The 12,179-nt window shown below is 67.0% G+C and carries 11 protein-coding genes; 9 read left to right on the forward strand and 2 right to left on the reverse strand.

Annotated elements, in window-relative coordinates; translation table 11 throughout:
* The first annotated feature begins 209 nt into the window (after positions 1–209).
* The 7 genes from J6525_RS44630 (at position 210) to J6525_RS44660 (ending at position 7,060) form a co-directional block, all read left to right on the forward strand.
* Complete coding sequence (locus J6525_RS44630) at positions 210–1,223, forward strand: ABC transporter permease (protein ID WP_225649397.1); 1,014 nt, start codon at positions 210–212, stop codon at positions 1,221–1,223.
* 3 nt (positions 1,224–1,226) lie between these two features.
* Positions 1,227–2,126, forward strand: coding sequence for an ABC transporter permease (locus tag J6525_RS44635; RefSeq protein ID WP_057019486.1), 900 nt, complete (start codon positions 1,227–1,229; stop codon positions 2,124–2,126).
* Between the two features lie 300 nt (positions 2,127–2,426).
* Positions 2,427–4,253 (forward strand): dipeptide ABC transporter ATP-binding protein, encoded by a 1,827-nt coding sequence (locus J6525_RS44640; protein ID WP_225649398.1) that lies wholly within the window; start codon positions 2,427–2,429, stop codon positions 4,251–4,253.
* Between the two features lie 95 nt (positions 4,254–4,348).
* Positions 4,349–4,528, forward strand: a complete 180-nt coding sequence (locus tag J6525_RS44645; protein WP_018269566.1) for a DUF4089 domain-containing protein — start codon at positions 4,349–4,351, stop codon at positions 4,526–4,528.
* A gap of 28 nt (positions 4,529–4,556) precedes the next feature.
* Positions 4,557–5,933 (forward strand): AtzE family amidohydrolase, encoded by a 1,377-nt coding sequence (locus J6525_RS44650; RefSeq protein WP_376708660.1) that lies wholly within the window; start codon positions 4,557–4,559, stop codon positions 5,931–5,933.
* 1 nt (position 5,934) lies between these two features.
* The gene (hpxZ, locus tag J6525_RS44655; RefSeq protein WP_225649400.1) at positions 5,935–6,327 is read left to right on the forward strand and encodes an oxalurate catabolism protein HpxZ; all 393 of its coding nucleotides are present in this window, start codon (positions 5,935–5,937) and stop codon (positions 6,325–6,327) included.
* A gap of 13 nt (positions 6,328–6,340) precedes the next feature.
* Positions 6,341–7,060, forward strand: a complete 720-nt coding sequence (locus J6525_RS44660) for a GntR family transcriptional regulator (RefSeq protein ID WP_225649401.1) — start codon at positions 6,341–6,343, stop codon at positions 7,058–7,060.
* A gap of 168 nt (positions 7,061–7,228) precedes the next feature.
* Here the strand turns inward: J6525_RS44660 and atzF are convergent, their stop codons facing one another.
* Positions 7,229–9,058 carry an allophanate hydrolase gene (gene atzF, locus J6525_RS44665; protein WP_225649402.1) on the reverse strand — a complete coding sequence of 610 codons (1,830 nt, stop codon included), beginning with the start codon at positions 9,056–9,058 and terminating at the stop codon, positions 7,229–7,231.
* Between the two features lie 194 nt (positions 9,059–9,252).
* Positions 9,253–9,780: a MarR family winged helix-turn-helix transcriptional regulator gene (locus J6525_RS44670; protein WP_092078576.1), complete on the reverse strand. Its 528-nt coding sequence runs from the start codon at positions 9,778–9,780 to the stop codon at positions 9,253–9,255.
* A 176-nt stretch (positions 9,781–9,956) separates the two neighbouring features.
* Here J6525_RS44670 and J6525_RS44675 point away from each other — a divergent pair, with 176 nt between their 5' ends.
* Positions 9,957–11,816, forward strand: a complete 1,860-nt coding sequence (locus J6525_RS44675) for a feruloyl-CoA synthase (RefSeq protein WP_225649403.1) — start codon at positions 9,957–9,959, stop codon at positions 11,814–11,816.
* Between the two features lie 140 nt (positions 11,817–11,956).
* The coding region (locus tag J6525_RS44680; protein ID WP_225647758.1) for a transposase at positions 11,957–12,179 on the forward strand (223 nt) is incomplete at its 3' end.

A 12,179-nucleotide genomic window follows, 5' to 3' on the forward strand; every position in this document is an offset into this window, starting at 1 on the left:
GTGGGGGTGCTTCCACATTGGGAATCCCTGAGTGGAGAGAGCCCCCACCCGCCGCGCTCTTCGATCGCGTCGGCCTCCCCCGCAAGCGGGAGAGGCGAAGTAAGCCAGCCGATAAGCTCGTGCGGCCCATATGCGATTGTCCTGCCTTGTAGGGGAGGGAGCCCCTCCAGTCCCGTTGTGGCTCTTCGCGATGTGCTTAGGAGCACGCCATGCTGACCCTGATCGGCAAGCGGCTGCTGTTCGCGATCCCCTCGCTGATCGGGGTCGTGATCGTGACGTTCCTTTTGACGCGTGCGCTGCCGGGCGATCCCGCGGCGTATTTTGCTGGCCCCGCGGCCACCAAGGAGGCGGTCGACCAGATCCGGAAGAAGCTCGGCTTCGACAAGCCGCTGATCGAGCAGTTCGTGCGCTACACCACCGATCTCGCCCACGGCGATCTCGGCACATCGCTGACCACGGGCCAGCCGGTGGCGGCCGAGCTGCGCAACCGCCTGCCGGCGTCGGCCGAGCTCACTCTGCTCGGCCTTGTCGTCTCCATCGTGATCGCGATCCCGCTCGGCGTGCTGGCGGCGACGCGGCCGGGCTCCTGGATCGACCATCTCTGCCGCGTCACCACCACGGCCGGCGTGTCGCTGCCGGTGTTCTTCACCGGGCTCGTGCTGGTCTATCTGTTCTACTTCCGGCTCGGCTGGTCGCCGGCGCCGCTCGGCCGGCTCGACGTGTTCGCTAGCGCGCCGCCGACCGTTACCGGCTTCTATCTCATCGACACGCTGATCGCGCGGGACTTCGAGGCGTTTCGCTCGGCGCTCAGCCAATTGATCCTGCCGGCGGTGACGCTCGCGATCTTCTCGCTGGCGCCGATCGCGCGGATGACGCGGGCCTCGATGCTGGCGGTGCTGGCGTCCGATTTCGTCCGCACCGCGCGCGCCAGCGGCCTGTCGCCCGGCAAGGTGATCGTCACTTACGCCTTCCGCAACGCGATGCTGCCGGTCATCACCACGCTCAGCATGGTGTTCTCGTTCCTGCTAGGGGCCAATGTGCTGGTGGAAAAGGTGTTCGCCTGGCCCGGCATCGGCTCCTACGCGGTCGAGGCGCTGATCGCGTCCGACTTCGCGCCGGTGCAGGGTTTCGTGCTGACCATGGCGGTCATGTACGTGCTGCTCAATCTGGTGATCGACATCCTCTTTGGCGTGATCGATCCCCGCGTCAGGCTGGAGGGCTAGAGCATGAGTACCGTAGCTCCAACCGTCGAGCCCGCAGGTCCCGCCCGCACGTCGGGGCTTGCCGCGGCGTTGGAACAGACCCGCTACGTCTTGAGCGAAAACAAGGTCACCGGCTTCGCCTTCGCGCTGCTGGTCCTGATCCTGTTTGCCGCGTTGTTCGGGCCGTACGTCGTACCGTACGACCCGCTCGCCTCCGACACCGCGGCAGCATTGAAGCCGCCGTCCGCCGCGCACTGGTTCGGCACCGATCAGCTCGGCCGCGACATCTTCAGCCGCGTCATCGTCGCAACTCGGCTCGACACCTTCATCGCGGTCGCCTCCGTGGTGCTGGTGTTCCTGATGGGCGGGCTGGCCGGCATCGCCGCCGGCTATTTCGGCGGTTGGACCGACCGCATCGTCGGCCGCATCGCCGACACCATCATGGCGTTTCCGCTGTTCGTGCTGGCGATGGGCATCGTCGCGGCGCTCGGCAACACCGTGCAGAACATCATCATCGCGACCGCGATCGTGAACTTCCCGCTCTACGCCCGCGTCGCACGCGCAGAAGCAAACGTCCGCCGCAATGCCGGCTTCGTGCAGGCGGCGCGGCTGTCCGGCAACGGCGAGTACCGCATTCTGCTCGGGCACATCCTGCCCAACATCATGCCGATCATGATCGTGCAGATGTCGCTGACCATGGGTTACGCGATCCTCAACGCCGCGGGCCTGTCCTTCATCGGGCTCGGCGTCCGGCCACCGACCGCGGAGTGGGGCATCATGGTCGCCGAGGGCGCAGGCTTCATGGTGTCCGGCGAATGGTGGATCGCACTGTTCCCGGGCCTTGCGCTGATGATCGCGGTGTTCTGCTTCAACCTGCTCGGCGACGGCCTGCGCGACATCGTCGACCCGCAGCGGAGGACGTGATGATGTGGACCTGGCTAACGCATGCGCGCTTTCTTCGCCTCTCCCCGCGTGCGGGGAGAGGCCGGGCCGCGTTAGCGGACCGGGTGAGGGGGGCTCTCCGCGCACTCCTCAGCCAGTTGTACGTGCCGATAGATGCCCCTCACCCCAACCCTCTCCCCGCAAGAGCGGGGCGAGGGGGTGCACTGGACAGGCGGAGAACATGATGCCTGTCCCGGTCCGGTGCCGTGCTACCGCTCCGCTTCTTTGCATGGGGTTGTTTTGCGGATTTTTGGATGACGCATCCCATGAGGGGAGGTGCGCATGACCGCCCAGCCGCTGCTCGACGTCAGCGACCTCACGGTCGAGTTCACCACCCGCCGCGGCATCGTCAAGGCGGTGCAGCACGTCAACATATCGGTCGGCAAGGGTGAGACCGTCGGCATCGTCGGCGAGTCCGGCTCCGGCAAGTCGGTGACCTCCTATGCCGTGATGCGCATCCTCGATCGCGCCGGCCGGATCGCCGAGGGCTCGGTGATGTTCTCCGGCATCGACGTCAAGGCGGCCTCGGAGAGCCAGATGCGCGATCTGCGCGGCCGCGAAGTCTCGATGATCTTCCAGAATCCGCGCGCCGCGCTCAATCCGATCCGCAAGGTCGGGCACCAGATCGAGGACGTGCTGCGCCAGCATGTGCAGCAGGCGCAGGTCACCGATCGCGGCGAGAAGGCGATCGAGGCGCTGGAGCAGGTCAAGATCGCGCGCGCACGCGAGCGCTACCACGCCTATCCGTTCGAGCTGTCCGGCGGCATGTGCCAGCGCGTCGTCATCGCGCTCGCGCTGGCCTGCAATCCGCAGCTTCTGATCGCGGACGAGCCGACCACCGGGCTCGACGTCACCACCCAGAAGGCAGTGATGGACCTGATCGTCGAGCTGACACGGCGCCGGGCGATGTCGACGATCCTGATCACGCATGATCTCGGCCTCGCCGCCGCCTATTGCGACCGTGTCGTGGTGATGGAGAAGGGCCGTGTGGTCGAGACCGCCAAGTCCGCCGACATCTTCGCCACGCCCCGGCATGCTTACACCCGGAAGCTGATGCGCGCGACGCCGCGGCTCGGGGTGTCGCTCCGGGATCTGTTGCCGGAGGAGGATTCGCTTGCCTCTCCCCGCGTGCGGGGAGAGGCCGACACGCTCGGCGGCGCACTCGCGCGCCAGAGCGTGGCGGGTGAGGGGGACCCTCCACGGGCCGTGCCTGCGGATGCGGCCCCTCACCCCAACCCTCTCCCCGTAAAGAACGGGGAGAGGGGGCGGATGGAGCCTCTCCTATCAGTCGAAAAGCTCGTCAAGGAATACCCGCGCCAGGGCGCGGGCTCGGTGCTGGCAAAGCTGTTCGGGCGCAAGCCGCCGGTCGAGGAGGAGACCTTCCGCGCGGTCGACGGCATCAGTTTCTCGATCGACCATGGCGAGAGCGTCGGGCTGGTCGGCGAATCCGGATGCGGCAAGTCGACGACGTCGATGATGGTGATGCGGCTGCTGGACCAGACCTCCGGCCGCATCATGTTCGATGGCGAGGACATCGGCGGCATCACGCTGCAGTCGTTCGCGCGATCGCTGCGACGCAGCCAGATCCAGATGGTATTCCAGGATCCGACCGACAGCCTCAACCCGCGCTTCACCGCGGCGCGGGCGATCGCGGACCCGATCATGCAGCTGGGCGACATCAGGGGGCGCGACACGCTCCGCGCCCGCTGCGAGGAGCTCGCGCGGCTGGTCGGCCTGCCGGTGAATCTGTTGGACCGCTTCCCGCACCAGCTCTCCGGCGGCCAGAAGGCCCGCGTCGGCATCGCACGCGCCATCGCGCTGCACCCGAAGCTCGTGATCCTCGACGAGCCGACCGCGGCGCTTGATGTGTCGGTGCAGGCGGTGGTGCTCAATTTGCTGCAGGACCTCAAGCAGTCGATGGGCATGAGCTATTTGTTCGTGTCGCACGACCTCAACGTCGTGCGCCTGCTGTGCGATCGCGTCATCGTGATGCGCGCCGGTCGCATCGTGGAGCAGGGCACCTCCGAACACGTCTTGGGCAATCCGCAGGATGCCTATACAAGGGAGCTGCTGACGGCGATCCCGCATCCGCCGCTGCCGGTGTCTTGACGCATGATCCGGAAAAGTGGGGACCGGTTTTCCTCGCGACAAACGCGGAACGCGTTTGCGCGGAGATCATGCGCAAAATCGTTATTGGGAGCGAAATGACTGATCATCTCGACGACTACATGAACGCCGTCGCCCGCGCGATGGCGTTGCCGCTGGAGGACGCCTGGCGTCCCGCGGTGCGCGCCAATCTCGACGTCTCGCTGCGGCTGGCGCGGCTGGTCGATGACTTCCCGCTGCCGGACGACGTCGTGTCGGCCGCCGTCTATTCGACCTGAGATCGCGATGTCCGAAGCACCCGCTTCCATGTCGGCCGCCGAGATCGCGCAGGCGGTATCGAGCCGCAAGATCACGGCTCTCGCTGCGACTGAGGCTGCGCTGGCGCGGATCGCCGCGCATGACAAGGTCCTCAATGCCTTCACCGACGTCACCGCCGATCGCGCGCGTGCCGGGGCCAGCGCGGTCGATGCCGCGATCGCCGCCGGTCAACCGGTCGGCCCGCTCGCCGGCGTCCCCTTCGCGGTCAAGAACCTGTTCGACGTGCAGGGTCTTCCGACCCGCGCCGGCTCGAAGATCAACCGCGACCTGCCGCCGTCGTCGCGCGATGCGACGCTGATCGAGCGGATGGAAGCGGCCGGTGCGGTGCTGGTCGGCGCGCTCAACATGGGCGAATACGCCTACGACTTCACCGGCGAGAACGTGCATGACGGCCCGTCGCGCAATCCGCATGATCCGGCGCGGATGACCGGCGGCTCCTCCGGCGGCTCCGGCAGCGCCGTCGGCGGCGCGCTGGTGCCGATCGCGCTCGGCTCCGATACCAACGGCTCGATCCGCGTGCCGTCGTCGTTCTGCGGCACGTTCGGCCTGAAGCCGACCTATGGCCGGCTGTCGCGCGCGCGGTCCTATCCGTTCGTCGCCAGCCTCGATCATCTCGGCCCGCTGGCGCGCAGTGTAAAGGACCTCGCGCTCGCCTACGACGCCATGCAGGGGCCTGATGCCGATGATCCGGCCTGCATTGTGCAGTCGGTCGAGCCGACCGTGCCGTTGCTTGCCAATGATATCGGCGGGCTGCGGGTTGCGATCGCCGGCGGCTATTTCCAGCAGAATCTGTTTCCGGAGGCGGCAGAGGCGGTCGCGCGTGTTGCGAAGGCGCTCGGTGCCACGCGGGTCGTGGAGCTTCCCGAAGCTGCGCGGGCCCGCGCTGCGGCCTACATCATCACCACGACCGAGGGTGCCGCGCTGCATCTCGATCGCCTGCGCAAGCGTCCCAACGATTTCGATCCGGCGGTGCGCGACCGTCTCGTTGCCGGCGCAATGATCCCGGCGGTCTATGTCGACAAGGCGCAGAAATTCCGCCGCTGGTATCGCGCGAAGGTGATGGAGCTGTTCCAGTCGGTCGACGTGATCCTGGCGCCGGCGACGCCATGCACCGCGCCGAAGATCGGCCAGGCCAGTTTCACGCTCGACGGCGTCGAGCTTCCGGTACGCGCCAATATCGGCATCCACACCCAGCCAATCTCCTTCATCGGTCTGCCGGTGGTCGCCGTGCCGGTGCCGCTTGAGCCGATGCCGATCGGCGTGCAGATCATCGCGGCGCCCTGGCGCGAGGACGTCGCGCTGCGGGTCGCCTATGCGCTGGAACAGATGGGCGTTGCGGCCGCGCCGGCGCCGAGAGGACTCTGATATGGATATCGATCTTCCCGACGTCGTCGCCGAGGTCACCGCGCAGTTCCAGCGATATGAGAAGGCGCTGGTGTCGAACGACGTCGCGGTGCTCGACGAGCTGTTCCGCAACGACAGTCGCACGCTGCGCTACGGCATTGGCGAGAACCTTTATGGCTATGCCGAGATCATGGCGTTTCGCGCAGGACGCTCGCCGGTCGGGCTGATGCGCAAGATCGAGCGGACCGTGATCACGACCTATGGCCGCGACACCGCGATCGCCTCGACGCTGTTCTACCGGGACAGCGCACCGGGTAGAGTGGGGCGGCAGATGCAGACGTGGATTCGCTTTCCCGAGGGCTGGAGAATCGTCGCGGCCCATGTCAGCGTCATCGATGAACCCAAAGGTGCTTGAAGGGCGATCGAGGATGAGCCTGGACGATCTGCCGCAGGACGCAGAATCCGAGATGACGGTGCGCCGCATCGATCGGCCGTCGTCGCTGGTCGACAAGGTCACCCGCGCCGAGGAATTGCGGCTGCAGCTTGCCGACGAGATCGTGCGCGGCACGCTGCCGCCGGGGGCCGGGCTCGATGAAACCGACCTTGCGCGGCGCTTCAACGTCTCGCGCACCCCGGTGCGCGAAGCGCTGCGGCAGCTTGCCGCCAGTGGCCTGATCGATGCCCGCGCGCATCGCGGCGCCGTGGTGGCGCGGCCCTCGCTTGAACGGCTCACCGGCATGTTCGAGGCGATGGCCGAGCTGGAAGCGATCTGCGCCGGCCTCGCCGCCGAGCGGATGACGGCGGCGGAGCGCCACGCGCTGGAAGCGATCCACGAGGAGTTGCGGGTGCTGAGCTACACCGGCAATCCCGAGCGGTTCCACGAGGTCAATGAGCGCTTCCACAACGCGATCTATGCCGGCTCGCAGAACGCCTACATCGCCGAGATCACCTTGGCGACGCGGGTGCGCGTGCAGCCGTTCCGCCGCGCCCAGTTCCGCAACCTCGGCCGTCTGGCAAAATCCCACGCCGAGCACGACCGCGTCGTCGTCGCCATCATGCGCGGCGACAAGACAGGCGCCGCCGCGGCGATGCGCGCCCATATCGAGCAGGTGCGCGGGGAATACGAGACCTATGCGGTGTCGGTGTAGCTTCTTCTTCTTGCCTCGCCCCGCTTGCGGGGAGAGGTCGGATTGCATCGCAGATGCAATACGGGTGAGGGGGTACAGGTCTCTCGATAGTCCGCCGCGCGGAGAGATGCCCCTCACCCCCGCCCTCTCCCCGCAAGGGCGGGGCGAGGGAGCGCACTTCCGCTGCAGCTACGCTTTCGCCCTCTCCGCCATGAATGCGCGCCAGCCGCCATAGGCGGAAATGTCCTTCGCGTCGTTGATCGCGGCGGGCTCGACGATGAAGCCCTTCGCCTGCCGTCCGTCGGCGAGTCTGATCGTACCGATCGACAGCGGCGGCGGGATCGCGGCGACGAATGTTCCGAATGCTGCCGGTGACATCGCCCACAGTTCGAGCTTGATCGATGCGCCGGCACCGGCCTCGATGCGCAGCATGCCGGGCTTCGGCGGCGTGGTGTCGAGTGCGTAGAGCTTGTAATCCGGCGCGGTGACCGCCTCTTCCAGCAGGCGCGCATCGAGCGTCGTCAGCTCGTGGTTCAGTGCCATGCCGGAGAGATGTGCGCCGACCACCGCGATGGTGATGTCGTCGGAGCCGGCCTGCGTCGGTATGGCGGTGAGCGGCGGCTGCGGAAGTGAATTGGCGCCGAGGGTAAGTCCGGTGTCGGCGTGAAACAGGCGGCCGATGCCGGCAAGCTCGGCGTCGCGGCCGGCGGGGGCGAGCAGCGTGATGCCGAACGGCGCGCCGTCGGGCCGCATCGCTGCCGGCAGCGCCAGGCCGCACATATCGAGCAGGTTGACGAAATTGGTGTAGGTGCCGAGCCGCGAGTTGAGCTCGATCGGATTGGCGAGCACGTCAGCGGTGGAATAGACGGTCGGGGCGGTCGGCAGCACGATCGCATCAAGCGATGCGAGGCTGCGCTCGGCGACGCGGCGCAGCGCCTCAAGGCGGTACAGCGCCGAGAAAGTGTCCGCAGCGGTGGGGCGCGATCCGCCGACGGTGATCTCGCGCGTCACCGGATGGACCGCCTCGGGCGACGACGCCAGCAAGTCGCGGATCACGAGATAGCGTTCCGCCACCCACGGGCCCTCATAAAGCAGCCGCGCGGTCTCGTAGAACGGTGCGAGGTCGAACGCGACGAGATCGGCGCCAAGCGCCTGCCAGCGCTTGCACGCCTCGCCATAGGCCTTCTCGGCCTCGTGATCGCCGAAGAATTTCAACTGGCCGGTTTGGGGAATGCCGAGCTTCAGCTTCGCCGGAAAGCTTGCCAGCGGGGCCAGCGGTCGGTCGCGCGAGTACGGATCGGCGTCATCCCGCCCGGCCATCACGGCGAGCGCGGCCAGCGCGTCGTCTGCGGTGAGCGAGAAGATCGAGACGCAGTCGAGCGTGCGGCAGGCCGGCACGACGCCGGTGGTCGAGATCAACCCGAGGCTCGGCTTGAGCCCGACGATGTTGTTGAGCATCGCCGGCACGCGGCCGCTGCCCGCGGTGTCGGTGCCGAGCGACAGCGGCACGAGGCCCGCGGATAGCGCGACCGCGGAGCCCGAGCTCGATCCGCCCGGCACCAGATCGCGGCGTACCGGGTTCCTGGGAATGCCGTAGGGCGAGCGCACGCCGACCAGGCCGGTGGCAAACTGGTCGAGATTGGTCTTGCCGATGATGATGGCGCCGGCCGCGCGCAGTTTCGCGACCGCTGCGGCATCCTTCACCGGCGTGTAAGCGAACGCCGGGCAGGCGGCGGTGGTCGGCAGGCCCGCGACATCGATATTGTCCTTTACCGCGACCGGCACGCCGTAGAGCGGCAACGTCGGATCGGCGAGCCGCACGGCCTCGGCAAGCGCATCCTTCTCGTCGCGCAGGCTGATGAAGATGGCGGGATCGTTGTGCTCGCGGATGCGCTGGTAGCTGCGCGCCACGGTTTGGGCCGGGGTCATGGTCCCGGCGCGATGCGCGGCGACGATCGCGGCGACAGTTTCAGTCACGTGCTTGGCCTCATCTCGTGAGCGGGAGGCGTCGGACGCCATCCGCAAGGGAATTGCAGCCTGATCGAAGCAAGCAATGTGCCATTGTGTACAATTCGCTCGCGTCCGTCGCGCGGCGGATTATTGCACAATATCAGTTGCTTGAAATGCTCGTCGGGAACGGGCGCAGGCCGGTATGAGAGAGTATCTGCCCAATTTAAAGGCAAATCTGGTCAAGCCGAAATCTCGTCGCGAGGTCAGGTGAAACAGGCGAGGATCTGCAGCAGCTGTTTGCGATTTTCCTTGCCGATCTTCTCGGCGACATGCCGCTCATGCTCGGCGGCGAGCCGCTTGAACTGCGCCAGCGCGGTCTTGCCGCGCGCCGTCAGATGCAGCGCGTGGGAGCGGCGGTCGGTCGCGGAGGGGACGCGGCTGACGAAGTCGCGGTCTTCCAGGCTGTCGAGCAGATGCACCAGCCGTGCGCGCTCGATCCCGAGCCGCTTTGCCACCGCCATCTGGCTGAGGCCCGGATTGGCCCCGATCACGGTCATCACCGAGTACTGGGTTGGGCGGATATCGACCGTCGCCAGCGTCTTGATGAAGTCCTGAAAGATCCAGAGCTGGAAGCGGCGCACCGCATAGCCGGCGTGACCGACCAGCGCGTCGAGGCCGATGTTGTCGCCGGCGTCGCCGTTGGGCGCCCGTCCATTCGCGGTGTGCACCCGGGGGCGGATTGCTGCTGCCGTTCCTGCCACCTTGCGCGATGTCTTTTGCTGGCCTGCCATGACCGCAAGGCTAGCGCGCCCAAGGCGAGAGGGAAAGATTGTTGTTGACGACAACAATTGATGTCCGCAACATTATGACCAAAGAGCCTGGCCGGGACCGCGGCGCCGCACCATGTTGCAGCGCGATCCCGATAAGACACGGGTGACAAGACTTGGGCGAGGAGGAAACCATGACGATGGCCGCCGCCAGCGGAGACAATCCGGGCAGCCTGTTCGCGACGCCCGCGATCGTTGCGGATCGCCGCGACGACGGCAGCATCCTGGTCCGCTCCACCACGCCGCTGAAGCAGGGCGCCCGCTGCGTCGGCGACTGGCTGGAGCATTGGGCGCGGCAGGCACCGGATCGCATCTTTCTCGGCGAGCGCGCCAATGCCGAGGCGCCCTGGAGCACCGTTAGCTATCGCGACGCGCTCGGCGTCGTGCGGCGGGCCGCATCGTGGGTGCTGGCGCAGGGGCTGAGCATTGAACGTCCGCTCGTTATCCTCTCCGACAACGGCATCGATCACGCGTTGTTTGCGCTCGCCGCGCAGCATGTCGGGGTGCCCTCGGCCGCGATCTCGCCGGCCTATTCCTTGATGTCGAAAGACTTCGACAAGCTGAAGAGCATGATCGAGCTGCTCGACCCCGGCGCGATCTACGTCGCGAGCACAAAGCCGTTCGCGGCGGCGCTTGCCGCAGTCAAGCCGCTGCATCGCGCAACCATCGTCAGCGGCAATTCCGACGATGCCGACGCATTGCCGTTCCGCACCGTCGCTGCCACGCCGGAAGCGCCCGGGGTCGCCAGGGCGTTCGCGGCGGTGACGGCGGACACGATCGCAAAATTCCTGTTCACCTCGGGCTCGACAGGGACGCCGAAGGCCGTGATCAACACCCAGCGCATGCTGACCTCGAGCCAGCAGGCCAAGGCGCAGACCTGGACGTTCCTGGAGCAGTCGCGCGATGATCTGGTGATCCTGGACTGGCTGCCCTGGAGCCACACCTTCGGCGCCAACCACAATTTCAATCTGGTGCTGCGCAACGGCGGCACGCTCTATATCGACGGCGGCAAGCCGGCGCCCGGGCTGTTCGCGACCTCGCTGGCCAACCTGCGCAGCGTGGTGCCGACGGTCTATTTCAACGTGCCGCGCGGCTTCGACATGCTGATCGCGGCGCTGCGCACCGACGAGGAACTGCGCAGAAAATTCTTCGAGGACACCAAATTCGCCTTCTATGCCGGCGCGGCGCTGCCGCAGAATCTGTGGGACGCGCTGGAGGACTTGTCGCTGCGGACTGTCGGCCGCCGGCTGCCGATGGTGTCGGCCTGGGGCTCGACCGAGACCTCGCCGCTCGCGACCGATTGCCACTTCCTGGCCAAACGCTCCGGCAATATCGGCGTGCCGATTCCCGGCACCGAGCTCAAGCTGGTGCCGTCGGGCGACAAGCTCGAGGTCCGCGTGCGCGGGCCCAACGTCACGCCGGGCTACTGGAAGGCGCCCGAGCTGACCGCTGAGGCCTTTGATGACGAGGGCTTTTACAAGATCGGCGACGCCGTCACCTTCGCAGATCCCGCACGGCCTGAACTTGGCCTGTTCTTCGACGGCCGCGTGGCGGAGGATTTCAAGCTCAATTCCGGCACCTGGGTCAGCGTCGGCACCTTGCGCGTCGCCGGCATCGCGGGGCTGGCGCCGCTCGCGCAGGACATCGTCGTCACCGGCCATGGCCGCGACGAGGTGCGCTTCCTGGTGTTTCCGAACCTCGCCGCCTGCCGTTCGCTGGCAGGGCTGCCCGAGAGCGCCGATGCGAGCGAGGTGATCGGCCATCTGGCGGTCCGTTCCGCGATCGGGCAGGGGCTGGCACGGCTCAAGGCGCAAGGCGGCCATTCCTCCGGCCATGCCACCCGTGCGCTGCTGCTGGCCGAGCCCGCCTCGGTCGACGGCGGGGAGATCACCGACAAGGGCTACATCAACCAGCGCGCCGTGCTGACCCGCCGCGCCGCAGCAGTGGCGGTATTGGAGGACGACGGGTCGGGTGAGGCGATCGCCTGCGCGGGCGTGTGAGGCGATTTGTGCATCTTACGCGCCAGCAGCACGCCGCGTACACTGCCGTCGTCCCTGCTTTCGCACTAGGGTCCGTACTCAATAAGGATTCACGGTTGGGCTAAATCGTGATTCAAGGTCTCTAATTTGAGGAGGCCTTGATGCGCAAGCAACTCTACTGGTTGAGCGAGGCGGAGTGGAAGCGTCTTGAGCCGTTGCTGCCGCGTGGACGGCGCGGTGCACGTCGGGTGGACGACCGGCGCGTGATCAGCGGGATCGTACACATGCTGCGGTCGGGAGCGCGTTGGCGGGATTGTCCGCCGGAATACGGTCCCTACACAACGATTTACAACCGGTTCAACCGCTGGAGCCGACAGGGTCTCT

This window comes from Bradyrhizobium australafricanum (genome assembly GCF_020329495.1).
Classification (GTDB): domain Bacteria; phylum Pseudomonadota; class Alphaproteobacteria; order Rhizobiales; family Xanthobacteraceae; genus Bradyrhizobium; species Bradyrhizobium australafricanum.